Origin of the sequence: Streptomyces sennicomposti, assembly GCF_019890635.1 — a bacterium.
GTDB lineage: Bacteria > Actinomycetota > Actinomycetes > Streptomycetales > Streptomycetaceae > Streptomyces > Streptomyces sennicomposti.
The window spans coordinates 1-24,646 of sequence record NZ_JAIOAB010000081.1; the positions used below are offsets into that span (position 1 = coordinate 1).

A 24,646-nucleotide genomic window follows, 5' to 3' on the forward strand; every position below is an offset into this window, starting at 1 on the left:
GGGCGGGGCGGGGGGGGGGGGGGGGGGGGGGGGGGGGGGGGGGGGGCCGGGGGGGGGGGGGGCCGGGGGGGCCCGGCTCACCCGGCCTGCCCGCCCTGCCCGCCCGGCTGCGGTGGGGAGTGGCGGGGTGCGGTGGGGGCGGGCTGAGTGGCAGGGCGGCTGCGGTGGGGCAGTGGCGGCGGCGGTGGTGACGGCCGCCGCCGCCATGCTTCCTCCGCCGCGCCCCCGGCGGCGGCACGGCTGGGGGCGCGGCGGGGTCCGCGCGGGAGCCCCGCCGGCGTACCGTCGGTGTGCCGCGGGCGGGCACCCGTGGGGGCCCCGCCGGGCGGGCACCTGTAGGGGGTCCCGCTGGACGTGCGCCCGTGGAGATGCCCCGCCGGTGTGCCGCCGGGCGGGCACCCGTAGGGGGTCCCGCTGGACGTGCGCCCGTGGAGATGCCCCGCCGGTGTGCCGCCGGGCGGGCGCCCGTAGGGGGTCCCGCTGGACGTGCACCCGTAGAGGTGCGCCACCGGCGCGCCGCCTGGGCGGGCACCCGTAGGGGGCTTCCCTTGCTTAAGTCAATCAATTGCGATTATGGTTGCCTGAGTCAAGTACCCCTGCCCTCGACGGAGTCGTCCCCATGTCCGACGCCCCTGCCCGGCCCACCGCGGCCGAGGCCACGCCCCGACCCCAGGCGATCGTGGCCGTGCTGGCCTTCGGCGGGATCGTGGTCTCGCTGATGCAGACCCTCGTCATCCCGATCGTCGCGGAGCTGCCCACGCTCCTGCACGCCGCCGCGTCGGACACCGCCTGGGTCGTCACCGCCACGCTGCTCGCCGCCGCCGTCGCCACCCCGGTCATGGGCCGCCTCGGCGACATGTACGGCAAGCGCCGCATGCTCCTGGTCAGCCTCGCCATGCTGGTGATCGGCTCGGCCACCGCCGCGCTCAGCGACTCCCTCGTGCCGATGATCGTCGGCCGCGCCCTCCAGGGCCTCGCCTCCGGCGTCATCCCCCTCGGCATCAGCATCATGCGCGACGAACTGCCCGCCGAGCGCCTGGGCTCGGCGACCGCGATGATGAGCGCCTCGCTCGGCGTCGGCGGCGCCCTCGGGCTGCCCGCCGCCGCGGTCATCGCCGACAACTTCGACTGGCACGTGCTGTTCTGGGCCTCCGCCGCCATGGGCGTCGTCGCCGCGGTGCTGGTGCTGGTCCTGGTACCGGAGTCGAAGGTGCGCTCGGGCGGCCGGTTCGACGCCGTGGGCGCGGCCGGCATGGCGGCGGGCCTGATGTGCCTGCTGCTGGCCATCTCCAAGGGCGCCGACTGGGGCTGGGGCAGCGCCACCACGCTCGGCCTGTTCGCCGCCGCGGTCGTGATCCTGCTCGCCTGGGGCTTGTTCGAACTGCGCGTCGAGGCGCCGCTGGTGGACCTGCGCACCACCGCCCGCCGTCAGGTCCTCGTCACCAACCTCGCCTCCATCGCGATCGGCTTCGCGATGTTCTCGATGTCCCTGGTCATCCCGCAGCTGCTCCAGCTGCCCACCCAGACCGGCTACGGCCTCGGCAAGTCCCTGCTCGTCTCCGGCCTCGTCATGGCTCCCTCCGGCCTGGTGATGATGGCCGTGGCGCCCGTCTCGGCGGCCGTTTCCCGCACCCGCGGCCCCAAGGTGACCCTGATGATCGGCGCGCTGATCGTCGCCGCCGGCTACGGCCTCAACATCGCCCTCATGGACCAGCTCTGGCACTTCGTGCTGGCGTCCTGCGTCATCGGCGCCGGCATCGGCTTCACCTACGGCGCGATGCCCACCCTGATCATGGGCGCGGTGCCCGCCTCCGAGACCGGCGCGGCCAACAGCCTCAACACCCTGATGCGCTCCATCGGCACCTCCACCGCCAGCGCCGTGGCCGGTGTGGTCCTCGCCCACATGACCACCGCGTTCGGCCCCTACGCGCTGCCCTCGGAGAACGGCTTCCGCACCGTCCTCGCCCTCGGCGCGGGCGCGGCCCTGCTCGGCTTCGTCGTCGCCTCGTTCATCCCGCGCCAGCGGACCGCCGCCCCGAGCGCCCCGCTCGCCGCCGCGGACGAGCAGGGGACGCCCACCGTGAAGGCGTAGGGGAGGGGGGGAGGGGAGGGGGAGAGGCGGGCCGGGCGCCTACATGTTCCCCAGCGGCTCGATGTCCACGCGCACCGGGTTGCCCCAGACCCGTACGACCTCGTAGTCGGTGAACTCGTGCACGAGCCGGTAGGCGATCGCGGCCCGCGGCGCCCGGCGCTGGGCGGCGAGGAACAGCTCCGCCTCCCGCCGGTCGCGGCGCGGGGTCCCGCACAGCTGCCACTCCCGCCCGTTCCACAGCTCCGGCAGCCAGCGCTGCTGGGGCTGCGGCCGGTCCTCGCGCACTCCGTAGCGGGACGGCGCGGGGGCGGCCTCGGCGGCCGGCCGGCCGTAGGAGCCGTGGCGGGCGGCGCGCCGCCGCGTCTCGCACAGCAGGCACAGGTCCGGGGCGCTGGTGTCCACCGGGCCGTTCGGGTGCTCGGGGCAGCGGGTGGCGGGGGCGGCCGACGTGACGCTCTCCTCCAGCAGGTCGAGAGCGCGCCGTAGATCCCCCTTCACCTCGTGCAGCCTGGCGTCGGGCGTGTCGGCGGACAGCGCCTCCCCGTGCTCGCCGAGGAGCCGGAGGGCGCGTCCGAGAGCGGTGAGCTGGGCATGGTTCATGGTCCCCCCAGCGTAGGCCCGCCGGACGCGGTGACGGGTGCGGCCGGGGGAGACCGGGGGTGAGTGGGAATTCCGGGCCACATCCGGCACGGGCCCGGCCGGCTTCCCGCCCGTACGTGGCCCGAATCTCCCACTCGTCCTCGGACGGCCCGCCGTCCGCCGTCCGATGCCCGCCGTCCGCCGTCCGCCGTCAGTCGTTCGCTCGGCCGAGGGCGGCCCGCAGGTGGCCGGACGACTCCTCCAGGAGGCGGCCGGCCGTGGGGGCGTCCACTCCGGCCAGCAGGATCAGGATCGCGTGCTTCACCTCGCCGTGCGCGGCCGTGAGCGCGCGCTCGATCTCCTCGTCCGGCGCGCCGGTCGCCAGGGCGACGATCCGGCGGGAGCGGGCGCGCAGTTTCTCGTTCGAGGCGCGCACGTCGACCATCAGGTTCCCGTACGTCTTGCCGAGGCGGATCATCGTCAGCGTCGAGATCATGTTCAGGACCAGCTTCTGCGCCGTGCCGGCCTTCAGCCGGGTCGAGCCGGTCAGCAGCTCCGGGCCGACCACGACCTCGATCCCGTGCTCGGCGGCGGCGGCCAGCGCGCTGCCCTCGTTGCAGGCGAGGCCGACGGTCAGCGCGCCCAGGCGGCGGGCGTGCTCGACCGCGCCGACGGCGTAGGGGGTGCGGCCCGAGGCGGAGACGCCGACCACCGTGTCGTCCGGGGTGAGCTTCAGCGCGTCCAGCGCCTCGACCGCCAGCTCCCGCGAGTCCTCGGCGCCCTCCACCGAGGTCACCATCGCCTGCGGGCCGCCCGCGATCAGGCCGACGACCTGCGCGGGGTCGGTGTTGAAGGTCGGCGGGCACTCGGAGGCGTCCAGCACGCCGAGCCGCCCGGCGGTGCCCGCGCCCGCGTAGATCAGCCGGCCGCCGCGCGCCATCCGCTCGGTCACCGCGTCGATCGCGGCGGCGATCTGCGGGAGCCGTTCGGCCACCGCGCGCGGCACGGTGGTGTCCTCGGCGTTCATCAGCCGGGCGATCTCCAGGGTGGGCAGCCGGTCGATCTCGGCCAGCTCGGGCCGGAACGCCTCGGTCGTCAGCGTCTCCAGCTCGGTACGCAGCTCTCGGTAGTGGGGCGTGGAGGTCATGAGGGACGGCTCTCTTCGTGCGCGGGCGATGCGGTACGGATCGCGATGCGGGTGCGGGTGCGGGTGCGGGGTGGGAAAGGGTGCGGGTGCGGGTGCGGGGGTGGAGATGGGTGCGGGTCGTGGGTGCGGGCGCGGGTCGCGGGTACGGGGGCGCGGGTACGGGGTCGGCGTCGGCGTGTACGGGGGTCGGGTGCGGGCGGGTGTGGGTGCTGGTACGGGAGCCGCCGGTACCGGTACCGGTACCAGCGCCCGGCGTCCCAGCGCCCCGGTACGACTGACTGTGCTCGCCCCGGACAGCGCTTGCCGTCCGGGCGGGCGTCCGGGCGGCGACCAGGCGGCGTCCGGACGTAGTCCCGCCGGCCCGGCCGCGCCCCGGGCCGCCCCGACGACCCGAGCCACCCGGCCGGAGGCGGCCCCCGGCCGGAGACTCCGGCTCCGGGGCGACGGCTCAGGGGCACCGGCTCCCGGCCGGACCGGCTCCCGGAGCCCCCGACCGTCGGGCGCCCCAGGACCCGCCCCCCGGGCGACCCGCCCGCGCCCCCGCGCCGCCGCGCCTACGCGCGCCGGTCGGCGCCGCGTGGGCTGTGGCGGTGGGCCAGTGCCTCGTACGACGCGGCCAGGGCCGGTGCCGCCGTCTCGTAGGTCCGTTGCGCCACGCCCACGAACAGGCAGTCCACCACCAGGAGTTGACTGGTGCGGGAGGACATGGCCGCCGGGCGCAGCTCGCTCTCGCGGGCCGTGGAGGTGGTCAGCACGTGGTCGGCGTACTGGGTGACGGGCGCGTCGGGGCGGCCGGTGATCGCGACGGTGGTCGCGCCCCGGTCGAAGGCGACCCGCAGCGGTTCGATCACATCACCGGTCGAGCCCGAGTGGGTGATCGCGATCGCCACGTCGCCCGCGCGCAGCTGCACCGCGTTGGTGACGGCGAGGTGCGGGTCGCTGTGCGCGTGCGCTATCAGCCCTATCCGCAGCAGTTTCTGCGTGAGGTCCTGGGCGACGAGCCCGGAGGCGCCGATGCCGTAGACGTCGGTGCGGCGGGCGGCGGCGAGCGCGGCGACGGCCGCGCCGAGCTGGACGGTGTCGAGCCCGGCGGCGGTGTCGGCGAGGGTCTGCTGCTCGTCGTAGGCGAGTTTGGCGACGACGTCGGCGATGGGGTCGTCCACCGCGATGTCGGTCGTTATGGCGGGCGCGCGCCCCGACTGCTGCTGCGCGGCCAGGCCCGCGAGGGCCAGGCGCAGATCGCGGTAGCCCGGATAGCCGAGCAGACGGGCGGTGCGCACGACGGTCGCCTCGCTGGTGCCGGTCAGCTCGGCGAGGCCGGTGACGGTCAGGGCGGCGCAGCCGGCCGGGTCGCCCGCCACGGCCTCGGCGACGCGCTGCATGGAACGGGTCATGGAGGGCGCGAGCGTGCGCACCTTGGCCGCGAGGGCGGCGGGCGCGGGCGGCGCGGTGCCCGGAGCGCCCCTGGTGCCCGAGCCTGCGAAAATTTCCTTCACGTCGTGGGTCACACCATGAAAGCTATTTTCCGGGCGGAGGTGTGGTCAAGAGGTGCGCACAATGGAGGCATGGCAGACCCCATCAGCCCGCTGGAGCAGGCCCTGCACGCCGCGCGCGCCCTCGTGCTCGCCGACCTGGTCGCGGGCGAGGTCGCGAAGGCGGACGTCGTCTCGCTCGTGGAGGACTCCGTCGCCCAGCGCCGCTGGTGGGTGGAGCAGTGGCCGGACGGCGCGCGGTACGTGGCCGGACTGATCGCGCAGGACGTGCAGGACGCGCTCCTGGAGCGGTACGGCCGCTGGCCGTTGTGCCCGGTGTGCGGCTACGGCGACCCGCACGCGCTGGACGTCGAGCCGGAACTCGGCCCCGATCCGCACTGGGTGTGCGGACAGGCGGGCGTGAAGGTGGCCCCGGTGGGCGCCCTGGCCCGCGCCCTGGGCGGGACGACGTCCTCGTGACGATCACCCGTGCGGCGGTCCTCATGACGGTCGCCCACGCGGCGGCTCTCGTGACGACCGCCCGTACCGCGGAGGCCGCCGCCGTCGCCCGTACGGCCCCGGCGGCGCCGTGACCGTCTACGTCGACCCGGCGAACTGGCCGGGGCACGGCCGGCTGTGGTCGCACCTCGTCAGCGACGTCTCCTACGCCGAACTGCACCTGTTCGCCGCCGGACTGGGGCTGCCCCGGCGCGCCTTCGACCGCGACCACTACGACTTGCCCGCGCACCGCTACCCGGACGCGGTGGCCGCAGGCGCGGTCGAGGTCAGCAGCCGCGAGGTGGTGCGCCTGCTGCACGCGGCCGGCCTGCGCCGCCGCAAACGCCGCGACGGACGGCCGTAACCCCCGCGCCCGGCACCGCAGCCGCACCCCCAAGGCCCCAGCCCCAGCCCCGGACGCAACCGCAGCCGCAGCCCTACGGCCCCAGCCCCGGACGCAGTCCCAGCCCCGGACGCAGCCGCAGCCCTACGGCCGCAGCTCGTAAGCGAACAGGTCGTCCACGTCGGGCACCTGGACGAAGCCCGCGCGGGCGAGGACCCGCTGCGAGGGGACGTTGTCCCGCTCGACCGTGGCGAGCAGGGCGCGTACGTGGTCGCGGGCCAGCGCCCACGCCGACAGGGCGCGCACCGCCTCGGTGGCGTAGCCCCGGCCGCGGGCCGACTCGGCGAGGTCGTAGCCGATCTCGGCGCGGCCGTCCTCGTCGGGGGCGCCGTGGAAGCCGATCGCGCCGACCGCGCGTCCGTCCTCGCGGCGCACCAGCGCGAACATGCCCCACTCGGGCCGGTGCACGCCGTCGAGGTACGCCTTGGTGATCATCCCGGCGGCCTCGCGCGTGCCCGTGAAGGGGCCGCCCTCGACCCACCGGAGGCCGCCGTCGCCGCCGGCGGAGAGGTCCAGGGCGGCGGCCGGGGTGACGCCCTCCAGGGTGAGGCGTTCGGCGGGGACGACGAGGGTGTTGCTCCAGCGCCACTCGGCGACCGGCGCGCGGCCGGGCAACTCGCCGCGGCCGGTGGCCCACAGGAGGGTGGGCCAGGCGGTCTCGCCCGGCCGGACGTGCGGGAAGATGCGGGTGAGGACGCCCTCGCACAGATCGGCGGGCGGCTCGTAGGCCAGGCCCAGGCCGGTGGCGATGTCGTGCGTGTGCAGCAGCACCTCGGCGATGCCCATCGTCGCGAAGCCCTCGGGGCCGGCGCTGCGGAAGGGGTACGGGTGGAAGGCCCGTACGCCCGGCGGGGTGGTGCGGACGGCGGCGGCGAGCAGCGCGCCGGTCGTCTCGATCACGTCCAGCACGTCGGCGTTGCCGGCGCCCTCGTCGAGGGTGATCTCGAAGGGGACGTAGGCGTGCTGCGCGCGGCCGGCCAACTGCCCGGCGTAGGCGATGAGATCGCTCGCGATGTGCTCGGCGGTGTGCCGGCAGCTCCACTCCAGCCGGCCGGCCCGTACGCCGTCCCAGTCCCGGTCCGTCGCCGTCCGCAGCACCGTCACCGCGTCCGCGACGGCCCGCTCCACCTGTTCCCCGCCCCATGCGCTCATAGGGCGCAGGGTAGGCGGCGGGCGGACGTCACTGCGACAGCATTTCCAGTTCGGAGGCGAGGTTGTAGCGGGCGGTGGCCTCCCAGTGGCGTTCGCCGTAGGGGGTGCGGAACAGGCGGGGCAGGGCGAGGAGTTGGCGCAGCACGTCGGAGCGGCCGGTGCGGAAGAGGTCGTTCGGGACGAAGTGGTACTCCTCGCGGACGCCGGCGGCGTAGGCGGCGTACGCGGACGGGGGCGCGGCGAGGATCGCGAGGTCGGCGTCGCTGAGGACCCGGCCGTCGCGGTCGTCGCCGGCCGGGTCGTGGGTGACGGTGAGGCGGACCAGGCGGGCCACCTCGGCGGTCTTGTCCGCCGCCACCCCGGCCTCGGGCAGGGCGCGTTCGGCGAGGCGGGCGGAGCGCTCCTCGTTCTCCGACCGGTCGGGCAGGTAGACGGCGTCGTGGAACCAGGCGGCCAGCCGCACCACGTCGGGGTCGGCGGCGTACTCCGCCAGCACGTCGACGTGGTCGAGGACGGCGGTGAGGTGGGTGAGCGTGTGGTAGTGCCGCTGCGGTTCCTGCCAGCGGCGCAGCAGGTCGTCGGCGTAGGGCGCGGGGTCGGGGCCGCCGCCGGGGCCGCGGGCGCTGTCGAGGGCGCGTGCGAAACGGGCCCGGAGGGTGTCGAGATCCGCGTGATCGGCCATGTGCCCCATTCTCCCGTCGTACCCGCCCGTTCGGGGAGCCGAGCGCCTAGCGTGGGGGGATGACTTCTGTTGACGTGCGCGAGACGAGGGACCCCGAACTGCCCGGGCGGCTGCTGACCGTGGAGCGGGACGCGCTGGTGCCGTTGCTGCGGGAGCGGCCGGAGGCGGACTTCGCGCTGCCGGTCGCCGCGTGTCCGGGGTGGACGGTGCGGGACGTGCTGGCGCACTGTTCCGCGGCGCTGATCCGGGTGGTCGAGGGGCGGTTCGAGCGGGGCGTGTTCTCGCCCGAGTCCAACGACCGGGACATCGCCGAGCGGGCCGACTGGCCGCACGCGCGGGTGGTGGACGAGCTGGAGCGCGGGATGAGCGAGGCCGGCCCGGTGATCGCGGCGGGCGACGGCGTGCTGGACATGGTCGCGCTCGGCGAGTGGGTGCACGCGGGCGATGTGCGCGAGACCTTCGGCGAGCCGGGCGCGTACGCCGGCCCGGGGCTGGCGTACGCGCTGCCGCTGCTGGCCCGGATCACCCGGGAGAAGGGGCGTCTTCCGGTGCACGCCGATCTGGACGACCTGGACGAGCCGCTGCGGCTCGGCGACGTGAGCGGCGAGCGGACCCCGGCCCGCTACATCGGCGACGCCGCCACCCTCGTCCGGCTGTACTCGGGGCGCCCGCTGCCGGCGGACGGGTACGAGCTGGCGGGCGCCGAGACGGGGGAGCTGAACATCTTCGGCTGAACCTCTCGGCCGACATGTTCGGCCGGCATGTGGCCGAACCTCTCGGCCAGAGGTTCGGCCGGGACCGGTTCCCCCCGTGGGGACCTCCTCGGCGTACCCTGATATTGGACTAGACCTGTCAGCCCCAGGGGAAACCGAGGAAAGGGGTCCCATGAGCATGCGTGCAGTCCTGGAGGTGATCGCCCTCGACGTCGAGGACGCGGTCGCCGCCCAGGCCGGAGGCGCGGACCGCCTCGAGCTGGTCACCGACATGGCGGCCGACGGGCTGACCCCGTCGGCCGGGACCGTGGCCGGGATCCGCGCCGCCGTCGACATCCCGCTGCGCGTGATGGTGCGGCTCGCGGACGGCTTCGCCGCGGGCGGCGCCGGGGGCGTGGACAGGCTGGCCGGGGTCGTCGGCGAACTGCGCGAGGCGGGGGCCGAGGAGTTCGTCCTCGGATTCCTCGACGCGGACGGCGCGGCGGACCTCGCGGCCGTGGAACGGGTGGTGGACGCGCTCGACGGCTGCCGGTGGACCTTCCACCGGGCCATCGACCGGGCCGCCGACCGCGACGCCCTGCGCAAGCAGCTGGACGGCCTGCCGGGCCTGGACACCTACCTCACGGCGGGCGCGGCCGGCGGCGTCGACGAGGGCCTGCCCACGCTGCTCGCCGAGGCGGCGCGCAGCGGGGAGCCCGGCTACGAGCCGCAGATCATGGTCGGCGGCGGGCTGCGCCTGGACCATGTGGCGGCGCTGCGCGCGGCCGGCATCGACGCCTTCCACATCGGCGGCGCGGCCCGCCCCACCGGCTGGACCGGCCCGGTCTCCACGGCCTCGGTCGCCCAGTGGCGCGCGGTCCTGAACGGCGAGACGGCCCACACCCTGGCCGTCTAAGGGCGCCCCGCACGCGGGAGAACGGCCGGGGCCACGCGCCCCGGCCCGGCGCGCCCCGAGGGGGTTTCCCTCGCGCGCCCCGGCCCGGCGCGCCCCGATACGGCTTCCCTCAGGCCAGCTGAGGCGGCAGCGGGGCCGTGTGGGTGATGATCAGGCCCGAGACCGCTCGGGTCAGGGAGACGTAGAGGCGGCGCAGGCCGGTGCGTTCGTCGGGTTCGCCGTCGACCACGGCCTGCGGCTCGTCCAGGACCACGTAGTCGTACTCCAGGCCCTTGGCGAGCGAGGCCGGGACCAGGGTGAGGCGGGTCTCGGCCGTCGTCTCCTCGCCGGGCGCCAGATACGGCAGCCCCGCCGCCGTCAGCGCCCCGGCGAGCGCGGGCACGCGGGCGTCGGCGGCGATCAGGCCGGTCGAGCCCTCGTTGCGCAGCAGTTCCTCGCACGCCGCCACCACGTCCGCGTCGCCCCCGCCCGCCCGGACCTCGAAGAAGCCCGGGTTCTCGCGGACCGAGGCGACCGGGGTCAGGTTGGGGGCGATGTGCGGCAGCAGCCGGGAGGCGTAGGCGATCACGTCCGTGGGGACGCGGAAACCCGCCGTCAGCTCCTCGATGACCCCCTCGGACTTGCCCAGGTGCGCCAGCGCCTCCTCCCAGGTCCGGGTCGCCCACGGGGTGGTGCCCTGCGCGAGGTCGCCCAGCACGGTCGCCGAACCGGTGGTGCAGCGCCGCCCGACCGCCCGGTACTGCATGGGGGAGAGGTCCTGCGCCTCGTCCAGCACCACGTGCCCGAGCGAGTGCGTGCGCTCCACCAGGTCGGCGGCCTCGTCGATCAGCACCGCGTCCGCCGCCGACCACCTGGCCGACTTCACCGACCGTACCGGCTTGGCCCACAGGATCGTCCCGCGCTCGTCCTCGGTGAGGACGCCCTCGGCGTGCGCGGCGAGGAAGTCCGCGTCGGTCAGCAGCCGCAGCACCAGCTTGGCCGGGTCGACCGGCGGCCAGATCGCCTTGACGGCCGCCTTTACCGCCGTGTTGCGGGCGACCGCGTCCTGCACCCGGTCGTCCGGGGCCTCCCCGGCCCGCTCCATCTGCACCAGCACGGCGTGCGCGATGCGCTGCGGCAGGGCCTCGCGGGCCGCGCCGTAGCGGATGCCGCGGTCCAGCAGCTCCCGGACGATGTCCTCCAGTTCGTAGGCCGGCACTCGCCAGCGGCGCGAGCCGCGCACCACCACGACCGGTTCGGTGGGCAGCGTCACGTGCGCGTACACCGCCCGCCGCAGCACCTCGGCCATCCGCGCGTCGCCCTTGACGACGGCCGCCGCCGCGTCGTCGGTCCCGCGCACCTCCACGCGCGCCACCAGGTCGTCCACGGTCGCCTGCTGCACGGTCAGCTCGCCGAGCGCGGGCAGCACCTGCTCGATGTAGTGCAGGAAGGACTTGTTCGGCCCGATGACGAGGGTGCCCGTACGGGCCAGGCGCTCGCGGTGCGCGTACAGCAGATAGGCGACGCGGTGCAGGCCGACGGCGGTCTTCCCGGTGCCGGGGCCGCCCTGCACGCAGACGGTGCCGGACAGTCCGGAGCGGACGATCTCGTCCTGCTCGGGCTGGATGGTCGCCACGATGTCGCGCATCGGGCCCACGCGCGGGCGCTCGATCTCCTGCTGGAGCAGCTTGCTGGTGGCGGCGGCCTCGGCCGGGTCGGACAGGTGCTCGTCCTCGTAGGCGGTCAGCTCGCCGCCGGTGTAGCCGAAGCGGCGGCGGAGCCCGACGTCCATCGGGTCCTTCTTGGACGCGCGGTAGAACGGCTGCGAGACCGGTGCGCGCCAGTCGATGACCATGGGGTCGCCGTCCGCGTCGTGCACGTGCCGCCGCCCGATGTAGAAGCGCTCGCCGTCCGCGCCCTCGGCCCGGTCCGCGCCCGGGCTGTGCAGGTAGTCGAGGCGGCCGAAGAACAGCGGGGTGTCGCTGAGGTCGGCCAGCGCCTTGATCCGGTCGTCGATCTGGCGGGCCAGGACCTCGGCGTTGACCCAGTTCGCGGTGACGTCGCGGATGTCGAGGGACTCGACGTCCTCGCGCATGGCCCGCAGCGCGGCCCGGGAGGCGGCGAGGTGCGACCGCTCGCGGACCAGCGGATTGTCGTCGACCGGTCCGGCGGCGGCCGGGGCGGGGGCGGGCGGCTCGGCGGCGGCCGGGGCGGGCGACGCGTCGGCGGGCGTGGACAAGGAAGTGCCTCCGGGTACCTACGGGACTGACGGCGGGGCCGGGTGCGGCTGTGCCGTACGGCTGCGGGATCTGCCGCCCGGTTTCCGTCCGGACGGCGGCGCTCCGTGAGGGAGGCGGGCAAGAGCGGAGATTCTAGGTCGCCGGGGTCCGTGGAGGCCAACCGTTTTTACGACGCCCCGCACACGCCCGCCCCGCGCCCCGGCCGATCACGCCCCGCCCCCCGGCCGACCGCGGCGCGCCCCCGGCAAGGCTCCCCGCCCGGCCGCCCCCTAGGGGTCGTCACCCACCCGGCTCAAGGGGTGCCGTCCCTCCAGAGGGGTACGCGGACGGCGATGAGGTCGGCTCCGCGGGGGACGCCCGCCTCACCGTCCCCGGACCACCATTGAGTCATGAGCGCAGCAACCATGAGCGCAGCAACCCTCCACCCGGCACCCCCTGCCCGCCCGGCCGGCGCCACGGCCGTCCAGGGCAGTCACCGGCACCGCCTCGGCGACGCCCTGCGCGCCGTGAAGGTGTTCGCGGGCGCCGCGTTCGACGTGATCATCCTCGGCGAGTACGGCGAGGAAGCGGGCGTACGGCACAAATGACCGACTAGGGTCGCCCCGTGACGAAACGGACGGTGGCCCTCCGGTCGCATCCCGCGACGCCCTACGTCCTCCTGGCCGTCTCCTTCCTCGCCCTCGGGACCCTGTTCGCGGTCCTCAGGGTGCCGATGCCCGACGCGGTGGTCTACCGCGCCGAGGGCGCGTCCGTCCTGCACGGCCGCGACCTGTACGGCTTCACCGTCACCGAGGGCCGGCTCCCGGCGACGTACCCGCCGTTCGCGGCGCTGCTGTTCGTGCCGGCCGCGCTGCTGCCCGTCCCGGCGGCGAAGCTGGCGTTCTGCGCGGCCAACGCGCTGCTGCTGGCCTGGCTGGTCCGGCTCTCCCTCCGCCTCGCGGGCCGGGCGGCGGACCTCCCCCTCGTCTGCGCGGCCACGGCGCTCGCGCTCTGGCTCGAACCGGTCTTCCAGACCTTCGGCTACGGCCAGATCAACCTCGCCCTGGCCTGCCTGGTCCTGTGGGACCTCACCCGGCCGCCGGGCGCGCGCGGCCGGGGCGCGGCCATCGGCATCGCGACCGGCATCAAGCTCACCCCGGGGCTCTTCCTGATCTATCTGCTGCTGCGCGGGCGCGGCAGGGAGGCGGCGACGGCGACGGCCGCGTTCGCCGGGACCGTCGCCCTGGGCGCCCTGGTCCTGCCCGCGGCCAGCGTCGCGTACTGGACCCGCCTCTTCTTCCGCACCGACCGGGTGGGCAAGACGTGGATCATCGACGACCAGTCCCTCCAGGGCCTGGTCGCCCGCGTCCTGCACGACCCGTCGCCGGGCCCGGCCTGGCTGCTGCCCGCGCTCGCGGTGGCGGTGACGGGCCTGTGGCTGGCGGGCCGAGCCCCGCACGACCGGTGGGGCGTCCTGCTGACCGCCCTCACCGCCCTGCTCGTCTCCCCGATCAGCTGGTCCCACCACTGGGTGTGGTGCGTCCCGCTGATCGTCGTGCTCCTGGCGGAGGGCCGCCGCGCCTGGGCCGCCGCGGCGCTGGTCTGCTTCGCCGCCCGCACGATGTGGCTGGTCCCCCGGGCCGGCGACCGCGACCTCCACCTCGCCTGGTGGCAACAGCCCCTGGCCTCCCCCTACCCCTTGTTCGCCCTGGCCCTGCTGGCGGGGGCGGCGTGGGAGCGGCGGGGGCGGCGGGCGGAGCAGGCCCCGGTCAGGCTTCCCCTGCCAGCAGCTCGTCCGCGTCCATGATCCGGTAGGCGTAGCCCTGTTCGGCCAGGAAGCGCTGGCGGTGGGCGGCGAAGTCCTGGTCGATGGTGTCGCGGGCGACCACCGAGTAGAAGTGCGCCTGGTGGCCGTCGGCCTTGGGGCGCAGCACGCGGCCGAGGCGCTGGGCCTCCTCCTGGCGGGAGCCGAAGGTGCCCGAGACCTGGACGGCGACGGTGGCCTCCGGCAGGTCGATGGAGAAGTTGGCGACCTTGGAGACCACGAGGACGTTGATCTCGCCCTCCCGGAAGGCGTCGAACAGCTTCTCGCGCTGGGCGTTGGACGTCTCGCCCTTGATGACCGGGGCGTTCAGGTGTTCGCCGAGTTCGTCGAGCTGGTCGATGTACTGGCCGATGACGAGGATCTGCTGCCCGGCGAAGCGGCGCACGATCGCCTCGGTGACCTTCCGCTTGGTCGCGGTGGTCGCGCAGAAGCGGTACTTCTCCTCGGTCTCGGCGGTGGCGTAGGCCAGGCGCTCGGCGTCGGTGAGGTTGACCCGGACCTCGACGCAGTCGGCGGGCGCGATGTAGCCCTGCGCCTCGATCTCCTTCCACGGCGCGTCGAACCGCTTCGGCCCGATCAGCGAGAACACGTCGGACTCGCGGCCGTCCTCGCGCACCAGCGTCGCGGTCAGGCCGAGCCGGCGGCGGGCCTGGAGGTCGGCGGTGAACTTGAAGACCGGCGCGGGCAGCAGGTGCACCTCGTCGTAGACGATCAGGCCCCAGTCGCGGGAGTCGAACAGCTCCAGGTGCGGGTAGACGCCTTTGCGGCGGGTGGTGAGCACCTGGTAGGTGGCGATGGTGACCGGGCGGATCTCCTTCTTCGTGCCGCTGTACTCGCCGATCTCGTCCTCGGTCAGCGAGGTCCGCTTCACCAGCTCGTGCTTCCACTGCCGGGCGGAGACGGTGTTCGTCACCAGGATCAGGGTGGTGGACTTCGCCTGCGCCATCGAGCCCGCGCCGACCAGCGTCTTGCCCGCGCCGCAGGGCAGGACGACGACGCCGCTGCCGCCGTGCCAGAAGTTCTCCACGGCCTGCTTCTGGTAGGGCCTCAGCTTCCAGCCGTCCTCGCGCAGGTCGATCGGGTGCGCCTCGCCGTCCACGTAACCGGCCAGGTCCTCGGCCGGCCAGCCGAGCTTGAGCAGCGTCTGCTTGATCTGCCCGCGCTCGGAGGGGTGCACGGCCACGGTGTCCGGGTCGATGCGCGCGCCGACCAGCGGGGCGACCCGCTTGGACTTCAGCACCTCCTCCAGCACCGGCCGGTCGGTGGTGGTGAGCACCAGACCGTGCGCGGGGTGCTTGGAGAGGGTGAGGCGGCCGTAGCGGTCCATCGTCTCGGCGATGTCCACCAGCAGCGCGTGCGGCACCGGGTAGCGGCTGTACTGGACCAGCGCGTCCACGACCTGCTCGGCGTCGTGCCCGGCGGCCCGCGCGTTCCACAGCCCGAGCGGCGTCACCCGGTAGGTGTGGATGTGCTCGGGCGCCCGCTCCAGCTCGGCGAACGGCGCGATGGCGCGACGGCAGTCGTCGGCCTGCTCGTGGTCGACTTCGAGCAGGAGGGTTTTGTCTGACTGGACGATGAGCGGACCATTCACGCGCGGCACCCTTTCCGTTCGGCCGCACCACACGGCCAATCGTCCAGTGTGCCCTACCGGCGCCCGCTCACGACGGGTCCGCGGCGGCTTCCTCCGCGAGCTCCGCCACACCCGTGATCCGGTGCAGCGGGTAGGTGCGGACCTCGTCGGCGGTGTGGTCGTACGCCGTCACGAAGCCGCCCTCGACGCGGATCGGGGCGATGACGCGCTGGCTGGCGGCGCCGTCGGCGTTGACGTAGCCGATCCACAGGGTCTCGCCGGTGAGGACGGCGGCCTGCACGGTGGCCAGCGTCTCGGCCGCGCTGGTGCGGGGCGGCTCGCCGTCGGCCGCCGGGTCCGCGGCGGCCGGTCTGCGCGGGGCGGTGGCGGCCAGGTCGCCCGCCCGGATCGCGCGGATCGCCGCCGACAGCAGGGGGGTGTCCGGGGCGGGCGGGCCGTCCGGGACCGGCTCCGGCGCGGTGCGCGGCGGGGTGCGGTGGGAGTCGGCGCGGGCGATCACGACATCGCCGGCGGCGGACTCGGCGGCCGGCGCGTACCCCATCGCGCGCAGCCCCTCCAGCAGCGTGCCCGGATCGGCCTGCGCGGCCAGCACGGTCGGCGCGAGGCGGCGCAGCCCGAGGCCGGCGGACCGCTTGTCGGCGAGGATCTCGTTGAGCAGCGCGTCGTCGTCGCAGCGCACGTACGCCGACGCCGCGCCCACCCGCAGGTGCCCGTGCTTGCGGGCCACGTCGTCGATCAGGTACGCCAGCGGCTGCGGCACCGGCGTACGGGAGTGCTCGGTGAGGAAGGCGTGCAGGTCGGCGGCGCTGCGGCCGGCGTCCAGGGCACGGCGTACGGAGGCCGGGGTGAAGCGGTAGACGGTCGCGCCGCCCTTGGACTCGACGTTCGCGAGGACGCCCAGCATGTCCGCCAGCGGGCGGCGCAGCGGGCCGGGCGCCACCGCCGTCAGATCCGCCTGGAGCAGCACATGGTCCAGCGGCTCGGGCAGCAGCGGGGCGAGCAGCCGGGCGGCGGCGGCCGTGGCGGTGGCCTGCTCGGCGGGGGAGAGGGGAGCGGGGGCGGGGGTCGGGTCGTGTGGGGGCGCGGTGGGGGGCGGGGGTGCGGGTACGGGCGCGGGGTCGTGCAGGGGTTCGGCGGTGGGGGGGTGGGGGGGGTGGGGGTGGTGCTTGTGGACGGGGAGCTTGTCGCCCGGACCGGGGGCCGTCAGGCCGTCGGGACCGGGGCGGCCCGCGTCCGCGCCGGAAGCCGCGCCCGCGTCCGTACCCGCGCCCGTGCCCGGGGCGGCCGGTCCGGCCGCACTCGCCCCCGCACTCGCTCCCGCCCCCAGCAGCGCCCGCCCGTGCGCGGACAGCGCGCCGCGGCCGGTGACGCCGAGGAGTTCCGCCTCGGACAGCGTCCAGCGGGCCAGCCGGGTGCGCAGATCGTGGTCGCCCGTCCGCTGCGGTCCGCGCAGGGGCCTCTCCCAGCGCAGCCGGGCCAGCACCGACTCGGCGTCCGGCGCGGCGCCCTCGGGCAGAGCGGCGAGCAGGGCCAGCACCCGGTGGCGTACCTCCGGGGCGGCCGAGCGGTCCAGGCCCGGGCCGAGCGCGGACAGCGTGCGGTCCTTGGCGTCCCGGTCGCCGACCACCCCCGGCGTACGGGTGGCCGTGAGCCAGGCCTGCGCCAGCCGCGCCCAGCGGTCGGCCGGGGGCAGCTCCAGCCACTCGTCGTACGCCGGGGTCGCCGCGTACCGCTCGTCCACCTCGCCGTCGGAGGCCAGCAGCCCGGCCGCGTACGCCAGCTCCACCCAGAACGCGGCCACCGGCTCGGGCACGTCCAGGGCGACGGCGGTGCGCTTGAGGTCGCGGACGCTGAGGCCGCCCGCGCGCAGCACGTTCGGGCCGCCCTCGTCCCAGTCCTTCAGCAGTTCCTCGACGGTGGCGAGCGCGGTGTACGCCTGCCCGGCCGCCGTCGCGTCCACCACCCGCGCGGTGTGCGTGGCGCTCGCCGTGACGGCGGGCGGCACCGGCTCGGGCGCGCGGTGCGCGCGGCCGGCCCGCAGGTGGAGGGCGACCTCGCGGGGCAGGACGACGGTGCCGGGCGCGGTGGGCAGCAGCAGTCCCCGGTCGAGCAGCAGCCGCAGCCGGGGCGCGGGATCGGCGGTGACCTGGCCGTACGGCGGTCCCCACACGAGGCGGTCGAGCACCTCCAGGGAGCCGGCCGGCACGTCGGCGAGGAGCGCGGACATCCGCTCGCGGTCGGTGAACAGGGCGGTGAGGGAGGCGACGGCGGAGACCGAGTCGTGGGTGGAGGGCAGTCCGACGGCGGCCACGATCTCCTGGATGCGGCCCGGCGACATGCCCGCGGTGGCCTCCTGCACGGTCGGGCCGAGCCCGGTCGGCGAGGGGTGCTGCGGGGACGGCGCGAGCAGTTCGCGGGCGGTGCGCACCAGGCGCAGCCGGTCGTCCGCGCCCCAGACCAGGGCCCGTTCGCGCAGGGCGCCCAGCGCGCGGGGCAGCGCGGCGGCGACCTCCGGGTCGCCGTCGTCCCCGGCCATCAGGCCGAGCAGTTCGCCGTACGACGCCGGGTCGCCGGCCACCGCCAGCGCCTCCGCGGTCTGCAGCGCGAACCGGTCCAGCCGCTCCAGCGCGCGCACCACCGAGGCCCGGGTGCCGGCCCGGGTCGCGAGCTGGGTGAGGTCGGTCGGGACGGGGGTGATGAGGTCGGGGCGGGCGCGCAGCAGTGCCGCCAGCGAGGCGTCGTCGCGCTGACGCAGCGCCTCCGCCAGCGATCGAGGAGCCGCCGCCGCTTTCTCATCACCGCTCATCCGGCCCACGGTAGCGGGTGGGACGGCCCTCGGGACACGTCCGCGACGGGCCCGGACCCGCGCGCGGAGCCGTGGATTCCGCCGAGCGGCCCGCGCTCCGCCTCCGGCGCGGGGGGCGCGAACGCGCCCTCCCGCCACCCGCCCTCCGCCTCCGGCGCCACGGGCACCCGCCCGCACTCCCACCCCCCGCCACGGGGCGGCCCCGCCTCCCCGCCGCGCGGCGGCGCGTGCGGCGGTCGCGTCCGGTGGCCGCACGGACGCGCGGCGGGGGCGGGGCGGTGGCGTGCGCGGTGCCGGTTCCGGGGGTGGCGGCGCGGGGCGCTTCGGGGGGTGGGCCGTACGCGGTAACGTCGTGCGACGGGGTCATCGGCCAGCCGCCCCGGAGGGGTTCGTGGGGATCGAGAGCGACCAGGTCGTCTACGAGTATCTGAGCCGCGTCGGGGACGTGGCGCAGCAACAGCAACTGCCCTCGGCCACCCGTATGCGCCTCGTCTCCGAGCTGCGCAACGAGATCGACCGGCGCCGGGCGAAGGCGGCCGTGGACAGTCCCGCGGCCGTGCGCCGCATCATCGACCGGCTGGGCAGCCCCGACGAGATCGTCGCGGCGGCGGGCGGCTCCGGTGCGGGTTCCGCCGGTCCGCCGGGGACGCGGGTCCCGGCCCCGGCCGTACCCGTGCAGCGGGAGCCGAAGGCCCCGGCGGCGAAGCCGAAGGACGCGGCGGAGTCTTCGGACGGGCCCGGGGAGCGCCCCGCGCGCACCCGGGGGCTGCGCCGGATCGTGCCCCGGCCGCGCCCCGAGCGGCCCGAGGCGGAGCCGGCGGCCCCGCCGCCGTCCGCCGGCGGCAGCCTCCCCCCGCATCTGGCGACCGCCGACCAGCTCGGCAGCGCGGCGGACTGGTGGCGTACGGACGGCGGCAGCCCGTTCGGGATCGGCGACGACGTGCCCGGTTTCGTCGGCGGCGTGGAGATCGCCGACCTCCTCAAGGCCCCGCCGCCCAAGCAGCCCCCGAAGCCGGCGGAACCGGCGCCCGCCGCCGGGGCCCCGGCGGCGGAGGCCGAGCCGGCGCCGGCCCCCGCCCGCAGACGCTTCGGCCTGCTGCCGCCCCGCCGCGCGGCCGAGGCGAAGGCGGCGCGCGCCAGGTGGAGCAACCCGCTGCTCCTGCTCGCCGCCCTGCTGCTTGTCGCGGGCGCGGTGCTCGGCAACTGGTTCGCGCTGCTCCTCGGCTGGGTCATCGCCTACGGTTCGCGGCGGCTGACCCCGGCGGAGACCAAGTGGGCGGTCATGGGCATGCCCGGCCTGGCCCTCGCGGCGGGTTTCGCCTGGCTGTGGGGCCGCGACAAGGGCCGCTGGGGCGACCCCATCGCCCAGGGCCACATGAACGAGGCCATCACCCAGACCTGGCCCTGGACGATCCGCACGGCAGCCGTCCTCTCGGCCCTGTTCCTCCTCTGGCGCTCCCAACGCCACCGATGACGACCGGGGCGCCCCGCCCCGGCGGAAACGCCCGCCCGGCCGAAACGCCCGCCCGGCTACGCGCTCGCCCCGGCCGAAACGCCCGCCCCGGCCGAAACGCCCGCTCCGGCCGAAACGCCCGCCCGGCCGCCCGCTCACGCGGCCGGGCGTGGGGTGATCGCCGGGCGGCGTGTGCACGCCCCTCGGTCGAGGTGGGGCGCCTGTGTACGCGGACTGGGCGGCCGTCCGCGCACGCGGCCACCGGCATCGGCATGCGGTGGCCACCCGGCGTCGGCATGCGGTGGCCACCCGGCGTCGGCATGCGGTGGCCCCGGTTCGAGGTGGCCGCGCCTCGTACGGGCCGGGCGGATGTCCGGCCGGTCCCCTCGGCACAATGGCGCATATGACTTCTCGTGCGCTGACCGTCGGGTTCGATCTCGACATGACCCTCATCGACTCGCGCCCCGGCATCCGCGCCTGCTATCTGGCGCTGGCCGAGCGGACCGGGACGTACATCGACGCCGATCTGGCGGTCACCCGGCTGGGGCCGCCGCTCCACGAGGAGCTGGTCAACTGGTTCCCGGCCGAGCGCGTCGAGGCCGTCGCCGACCTGTACCGCGCGATGTACCCGGAGTACGCCGTCGCCGCCACCCCCGCCCTCACCGGCGCCCGAGAGGCCGTCGAGGCGGTGCGGCGGGCCGGCGGACGGTCGCTCGTCGTGACCGCCAAGTACGAGCCGAACGCCCGCCTCCACCTGGAGCACCTGGGCATCGCCCCGGACGCCGTCGTCGGCGGACTGTGGGCCGAGCAGAAGGCCGAGGCGCTGCGCGCGCACGGCGCACAGGTGTACGTCGGCGACCACGTGGGCGACGTACGCGGCGCCCGCGCGGCCGGCGCCCTCTCCGTCGCGGTGGCCACCGGCCCCTGCGACGAGAAGGAACTCCGCGCGGCCGGCGCCGATGTGGTCCTCTCGGATCTGACCGAGTTCCCGAATTGGTTTTCGGACTACGGTCAGGCCTTTTCGGCCGAAAAAGCGGGGACGGACTCGGACCGCCCCGCTTCCCGCCCCTCCGCGTCCTACCCCGCTTCGCCCCGCGCCTGACGCCGCCCGGCGGCGATCGACCGCAGTACTCCGGCCCCGGCGATGAGGAAGCCGACGGCCATCAGCATGCTCAGCCCGAACATGTAGGTGGGAAAAGGCTTCGCCCCGAGGAACAGCGGCGCCACCGTGACCATGGTGGCCACCGTGCCGAGGAAGAACACGATGGCGCCGGCACGGATCAGCCCGTCGCCCGGCGCGGCGGAATTCGTTTGGGTTTTGTCACGCACCGGACCAGGGTAGTTCCCAGCGCGAGGGAACGACCGGGCGACGTCTTGTCAGCCGCCCCAAGACCATTAGCCTGGGTACCGGCGGGTCCGGGCGCGACCCGCCCGCGTGCTATCCAGAGCCGTTTTCAGAAGCAGTTTCCCGACGAGTACGAGGACGAGGACAGACGTGCCTACCGGCAAGGTCAAGTGGTTCAACAGCGAGAAGGGCTTCGGCTTCCTCTCCCGCGACGACGGCGGCGACGTCTTCGTCCATTCCTCGGTCCTGCCCGCCGGAGTGGACGCGCTCAAGCCGGGCCAGCGAGTGGAGTTCGGCGTGGTCGCCGGACAGCGCGGCGACCAGGCCCTGTCGGTCACCCTGCTGGAGCCGACCCCGTCGGTGGCGGCGGCCCAGCGCAAGAAGCCGGACGAGCTGCTGCCCATCGTGCAGGATCTGACCACGCTGCTGGACGACGTCGGCCAGACCCTCAACCGCGGCCGCTACCCCGACAAGGCCTACAGCAAGAAGGTCGCCACGCTGCTGCGCGCGGTCGCCGACCAGCTGGACGTATAGCCGCGGTACCGGAAGCTGGAGCCCGGCCGCCGCGGCGGACCGGGTGGCCGTGCGGCGCCGCCCCACGCCGGGGAAGGCGCCGCACCGCCGTGTCAGGGAAGCCGCCTCCCCCCCATCACCGTGTCAGGGGAGCCGCCTCCCCCATCAGGAGAAGACGCCGCTCCCGCGTCAGGGAGGGCGAGCGTGTCAGGGGAGGGCGAGCGCGTCAGGGAGGGCGAGCGCGTCAGGGGAAGGCGAGCGCGTCCGGGGCGAGGGCCGGTACGAGTCCTTCGGCCGCCGCCCGCGTGAGCAGCCCGCGGATCGCCGCGTAGCCGTCCTCGCCGAGGTCGGCGGTGAACTCGTTGACGTACAGCCCGATGTGCTGGTCGGCGACGGCCGGGTCCATCTCCTGCGCGTGGGCCATGACGTAGGGCCGGGACGCCTCGGGGTCGGCCCACGCGGCGCGCACCGACGCCCGGACCGCCTCCGCGAGCCGTTGAAGCGCCGCGCTCCCCAGCGACCGCCGGGCGATGATCGCGCCGAGCGGGATCGGCAGCCCGGTGGTGGCCTCCCAGTGCTCGCCCATGTCGGCGAGCTTGTGCAGCCCGTAGTCCTGGTAGGTGAAGCGGGCCTCGTGGATCACCAGACCGGCGTCCACCTTGCCGTCCCGCACGGCCGGCATGATCTCGTGGAACGGCATCACCACGATCTCCCCGACCCCGCCCGGCACGGTGTCCGCGGCCCACAGCCGGAACAGCAGGTACGCCGTCGACGTCTCGCTCGGCACCGCGACCGTACGGCCCGTCAGGTCGGCGTCCGCCTCCCTGGTCAGCACCAGCGGCCCGCAGCCGCGCCCCAGCGCGCCGCCGCACGGCAGCAGCGCGTAGTCGCCGAGGACGTAGGGCAGCACCGCGTACGACACCTTCAGCACGTCGAACTCGCCGCGCTCGGCCATGCCGTTGGTGATGTCGATGTCGGCGAAGGTGACGTCGAGCGCGGGCGCGTCCGGCACGCGGCCGTGGGCGAGGGCGTCGAAGACGAACGTGTCGTTCGGGCAGGGCGAGTAGGCGATCCGCAGCGGGTCGGGCAGGCCGTGCCCGGCGGACGTCTCAGGGTGTGACTGGCTGATGGGATGCGACTGGCTCATGCGGGTTCCAACTCTCCAGTACGGGGGCGAGCTTCCCGAACCCCTCGGTGAGGGCGACGAGGGCGTCGCCGATGCGCCAGGCGGCGCGGTCGCGCGGCCCGACCGGGTTGGAGACCGCGCGCAGCTCCAGCACGGGGACGCGGTGCGCGGCGGCGGCCTCGGCGACGCCGAAGCCCTCCATCGCCTCGGTGAGGGCGCGGGGGTGGCGCTCGCGCAGGGCGGCGGCGCGGGCGGCGGTGCCGGTCACGGTGGACACGGTCAGCGCGGCGCCGATCGCCGCGCCGGTCGCGGCGGCGGTAGCCCGTACGAGTGATTCGGGGGGACGGTGGGCGGCGGTGCCGAAGCCGAGTTCGGTCACCGTCAGGAACCCGTCGCCGGTCTCGGCGCCGAGGTCGGCGGCGGTGATCTCGTCGGCGACGACGAGCGAGCCGACCGGCGCGCCGGGCGCGAAACCGCCCGCGATGCCGGCCGACACGACGAGGTCGTACGGCGTGCCGCCGAGCGCGGCCGCGGTGAGCGCGGCGGCGGTGGAGGCGGCGGCGAGGGCGGGGCCGACGCCGGCGGCGATCAGATCGCAGCCGGCGACGCGGTGCAGGGTCGTGCCGGGCAGCGGCAGCTCGCGCACCGGGCCGTCGAACGCCTGTGCCACCGCGTCCCGTTCGACGGGGACCGCGGTGGCGACGAGCACGCGCGCGGAAGGTCCCGCGGACGACGCGGCAGCCGCCGCGGACACGGCAGGCCCTGCGGACACGGCAGGTCCCGCGGACGCGGAGTGCGCCGCGGGCCCGGACGGCACGGGGGACGTGGTCAGGAGTCCTTCTGCAGCTTGAAGGTCCACACGCCCTTCGTGGTCTTGTCGCCCTCCTTGATGGAGACCGTCGTGGAGTCGCCGGTGGCTCCGTACTGGGCGTTGAAGAAGACGCTGCCCGGGATGGTGCGGTACGTCTTCGTGCTGGAGTCGGTGAGCTGCTGGCCGTTCATCAGGATCGTCCAGCCCTCGTCGGCGATCTTGGGATCGACGCCGAAGCGGACGGTGTCGTCGGGGTCGACCTTGATCGTCTCGGTGTCCGAGGTGTCCTTGAGGCACTTGGTCAGGTCGGCGGCCGCCAGGTCCTTGCCGTCCTTGTAGCAGATGGCTTCCGAGTGCACCGAGTTGTCGCCTGCGGTGATCGTGGCCATCGGCGTCGGCTTGTCGCAGGCCGTCAGGACGAGCAGTCCGGCGGAAACGGCGCCGGCGGCGGCGACGGCGCGGCGGCGTCGCACGGCGGATTGCAGCGAGGTCATGGCCGAAGGCTATCGGGCACGTCCAGCCCCCCGCCCACGCGGGGGTGCGGCGTGCCGCGCGAGGGGGCGACGGCATCCCGATGGCCGAGGCCGCCGACGCCCGCGATCAGGCCGCGGAGCGGTCCCGGCACGGCGGGCCGGGGTGGCGGGAGGAGGCCAGCAGACCGCGTACGGTGCTCAGCCAGCCCGTGGCGACGATCGCCGCGCCGACCGCCATGCCCAGCACTCCGTTCAGCGGCAGCACGATGCCGATCGCGCCGCCGAGCACCCAGGCCATCTGGAGCAGCGTCTCCGAGCGGGCGAACGCCGATGTGCGCACCCCCTCCGGCACGTCCCGCTGGATCAGCGCGTCCAGGGACAGCTTGGCCAGCGCCTGCCCGAACCCGGCGACCGCCGCCAGGCACGTCACCAGCACCGTGCCGAACAGGGCCGCCGCCGCGACCGCCGCGCCCAGCGCGATCGCGACGACCGTCACGACGATGATCTCCGGAGCGCGCGAGCGCAGCCACGCCCCGACCGCGGTGCCCAGCGCGTTGCCCGCGCCGGCCGCGACGCCCACCATCCCGAGCGAGACGGCCGCGCTCTGCCCGGCCAGCGGGTGCTCCCGCAGCAGGAAAGCGAGGAAGAAGATCAGAAACCCGGACAGACAGCGCAGCGCGGCGTTCGCGGCCAGGGCATGGGTGACGGCCGGGCCGACGGTACGCAGCCCGGGCCGCTTGGCCGGGACGGCGGGCGCCTCGCGCGGCTCGGTCGGTGCCTCGTGCGGCTCGGTCGGTGCGTCGATCCGCTCGTGCGCCGTCCCGGGGTGCCTGGGCGCGGCCCAGGGTCGCCCGGGTGCCGCTCCGGGCCGC

Annotated in this window: 23 protein-coding genes; 10 read left to right on the forward strand and 13 right to left on the reverse strand. The window is 75.5% G+C overall.

Annotation, left to right across the window (positions count from 1 at the left end):
* Positions 1-619 precede the first annotated feature (619 nt).
* Complete coding sequence (locus tag K7787_RS29115; RefSeq protein WP_223003474.1) at positions 620-2,092, forward strand: MFS transporter; 1,473 nt, start codon at positions 620-622, stop codon at positions 2,090-2,092.
* Between the two features lie 39 nt (positions 2,093-2,131).
* Here K7787_RS29115 and K7787_RS29120 read toward each other — a convergent pair whose 3' ends face one another.
* From K7787_RS29120 to K7787_RS29130, 3 genes are all read right to left on the reverse strand, one after another.
* Positions 2,132-2,692, reverse strand: a complete 561-nt coding sequence (locus tag K7787_RS29120; protein ID WP_223003475.1) for a hypothetical protein — start codon at positions 2,690-2,692, stop codon at positions 2,132-2,134.
* 190 nt (positions 2,693-2,882) lie between these two features.
* Positions 2,883-3,818 (reverse strand): N-acetylmuramic acid 6-phosphate etherase, encoded by a 936-nt coding sequence (murQ, locus tag K7787_RS29125; protein WP_223003476.1) that lies wholly within the window; start codon positions 3,816-3,818, stop codon positions 2,883-2,885.
* Between the two features lie 554 nt (positions 3,819-4,372).
* The gene (locus tag K7787_RS29130; RefSeq protein ID WP_043260977.1) at positions 4,373-5,326 is read right to left on the reverse strand and encodes a MurR/RpiR family transcriptional regulator; all 954 of its coding nucleotides are present in this window, start codon (positions 5,324-5,326) and stop codon (positions 4,373-4,375) included.
* A 57-nt stretch (positions 5,327-5,383) separates the two neighbouring features.
* Here K7787_RS29130 and K7787_RS29135 point away from each other — a divergent pair, with 57 nt between their 5' ends.
* On the forward strand, positions 5,384-5,770 hold the full coding sequence (locus tag K7787_RS29135; protein WP_019982605.1) for a DUF8819 family protein: 387 nt from the start codon (positions 5,384-5,386) through the stop codon (positions 5,768-5,770).
* Between the two features lie 109 nt (positions 5,771-5,879).
* The gene (locus tag K7787_RS29140; RefSeq protein WP_009189258.1) at positions 5,880-6,152 is read left to right on the forward strand and encodes a DUF4031 domain-containing protein; all 273 of its coding nucleotides are present in this window, start codon (positions 5,880-5,882) and stop codon (positions 6,150-6,152) included.
* A gap of 123 nt (positions 6,153-6,275) precedes the next feature.
* Here the strand turns inward: K7787_RS29140 and K7787_RS29145 are convergent, their stop codons facing one another.
* Positions 6,276-7,319, reverse strand: a complete 1,044-nt coding sequence (locus tag K7787_RS29145) for a GNAT family N-acetyltransferase (protein ID WP_223003483.1) — start codon at positions 7,317-7,319, stop codon at positions 6,276-6,278.
* A gap of 52 nt (positions 7,320-7,371) precedes the next feature.
* Positions 7,372-8,025 (reverse strand): HD domain-containing protein, encoded by a 654-nt coding sequence (locus K7787_RS29150; protein ID WP_223003477.1) that lies wholly within the window; start codon positions 8,023-8,025, stop codon positions 7,372-7,374.
* Between the two features lie 59 nt (positions 8,026-8,084).
* Between K7787_RS29150 and K7787_RS29155 the strand changes: the two genes are divergently transcribed.
* Together K7787_RS29155 and K7787_RS29160 are read left to right on the forward strand one after the other, a co-directional pair.
* Complete coding sequence (locus tag K7787_RS29155) at positions 8,085-8,759, forward strand: maleylpyruvate isomerase family mycothiol-dependent enzyme (protein ID WP_223003478.1); 675 nt, start codon at positions 8,085-8,087, stop codon at positions 8,757-8,759.
* 151 nt (positions 8,760-8,910) lie between these two features.
* Positions 8,911-9,633 carry a copper homeostasis protein CutC gene (locus K7787_RS29160; RefSeq protein WP_043260975.1) on the forward strand — a complete coding sequence of 241 codons (723 nt, stop codon included), beginning with the start codon at positions 8,911-8,913 and terminating at the stop codon, positions 9,631-9,633.
* A gap of 109 nt (positions 9,634-9,742) precedes the next feature.
* Here the strand turns inward: K7787_RS29160 and K7787_RS29165 are convergent, their stop codons facing one another.
* Positions 9,743-11,758 carry a UvrD-helicase domain-containing protein gene (locus K7787_RS29165; RefSeq protein WP_223003484.1) on the reverse strand — a complete coding sequence of 672 codons (2,016 nt, stop codon included), beginning with the start codon at positions 11,756-11,758 and terminating at the stop codon, positions 9,743-9,745.
* 498 nt (positions 11,759-12,256) lie between these two features.
* On the opposite strand from K7787_RS29165, the gene K7787_RS29170 reads away from it, so the two are divergent.
* Both K7787_RS29170 and K7787_RS29175 read left to right on the forward strand, forming a co-directional pair.
* Positions 12,257-12,439, forward strand: a complete 183-nt coding sequence (locus tag K7787_RS29170; protein ID WP_019985841.1) for a hypothetical protein — start codon at positions 12,257-12,259, stop codon at positions 12,437-12,439.
* A 17-nt stretch (positions 12,440-12,456) separates the two neighbouring features.
* Entirely contained in the window at positions 12,457-13,638 is a 1,182-nt protein-coding gene (locus tag K7787_RS29175) for a glycosyltransferase 87 family protein (protein WP_223003479.1), read from the forward strand.
* Here K7787_RS29175 and K7787_RS29180 read toward each other — a convergent pair.
* Both K7787_RS29180 and K7787_RS29185 read right to left on the reverse strand, forming a co-directional pair.
* Entirely contained in the window at positions 13,601-15,247 is a 1,647-nt protein-coding gene (locus K7787_RS29180) for a DNA repair helicase XPB (RefSeq protein WP_009189250.1), read from the reverse strand. The genes K7787_RS29175 and K7787_RS29180 overlap by 38 nt on opposite strands.
* Before the next feature lie 67 nt (positions 15,248-15,314).
* Positions 15,315-18,053: a helicase C-terminal domain-containing protein gene (locus K7787_RS29185; protein WP_223003480.1), complete on the reverse strand. Its 2,739-nt coding sequence runs from the start codon at positions 18,051-18,053 to the stop codon at positions 15,315-15,317.
* Between the two features lie 391 nt (positions 18,054-18,444).
* Here K7787_RS29185 and K7787_RS29190 point away from each other — a divergent pair, with 391 nt between their 5' ends.
* Positions 18,445-19,527 carry a hypothetical protein gene (locus tag K7787_RS29190; protein WP_223003481.1) on the forward strand — a complete coding sequence of 361 codons (1,083 nt, stop codon included), beginning with the start codon at positions 18,445-18,447 and terminating at the stop codon, positions 19,525-19,527.
* A gap of 382 nt (positions 19,528-19,909) precedes the next feature.
* The gene (locus K7787_RS29195; protein ID WP_164389160.1) at positions 19,910-20,608 is read left to right on the forward strand and encodes an HAD family hydrolase; all 699 of its coding nucleotides are present in this window, start codon (positions 19,910-19,912) and stop codon (positions 20,606-20,608) included.
* On the opposite strand, the gene K7787_RS29200 is transcribed toward K7787_RS29195, so the two are convergent.
* Positions 20,584-20,835 carry a hypothetical protein gene (locus tag K7787_RS29200; RefSeq protein WP_009189246.1) on the reverse strand — a complete coding sequence of 84 codons (252 nt, stop codon included), beginning with the start codon at positions 20,833-20,835 and terminating at the stop codon, positions 20,584-20,586. The two genes, K7787_RS29195 and K7787_RS29200, sit on opposite strands and share 25 nt — an antisense overlap.
* Before the next feature lie 166 nt (positions 20,836-21,001).
* Between K7787_RS29200 and K7787_RS32190 the strand changes: the two genes are divergently transcribed.
* On the forward strand, positions 21,002-21,385 hold the full coding sequence (locus tag K7787_RS32190) for a cold-shock protein (RefSeq protein ID WP_009189245.1): 384 nt from the start codon (positions 21,002-21,004) through the stop codon (positions 21,383-21,385).
* A 223-nt stretch (positions 21,386-21,608) separates the two neighbouring features.
* Here K7787_RS32190 and K7787_RS29210 read toward each other — a convergent pair whose 3' ends face one another.
* The 4 genes from K7787_RS29210 to K7787_RS29225 form a co-directional block, all read right to left on the reverse strand.
* Positions 21,609-22,511 (reverse strand): 1,4-dihydroxy-6-naphtoate synthase, encoded by a 903-nt coding sequence (locus K7787_RS29210; protein ID WP_247721397.1) that lies wholly within the window; start codon positions 22,509-22,511, stop codon positions 21,609-21,611.
* A complete protein-coding gene (locus tag K7787_RS29215) occupies positions 22,474-23,199 on the reverse strand; it encodes a futalosine hydrolase (RefSeq protein ID WP_223003482.1) in 726 nt (241 codons plus the stop codon). The genes K7787_RS29210 and K7787_RS29215 overlap by 38 nt, the downstream gene beginning before the upstream one ends.
* Positions 23,200-23,318: 119 nt before the next feature.
* Entirely contained in the window at positions 23,319-23,795 is a 477-nt protein-coding gene (locus K7787_RS29220) for a hypothetical protein (protein WP_019985849.1), read from the reverse strand.
* Positions 23,796-23,901: 106 nt separating this feature from the next.
* A partial coding sequence (locus K7787_RS29225) for an MFS transporter (protein WP_372456702.1) occupies positions 23,902-24,646 on the reverse strand: 745 nt, incomplete at its 5' end.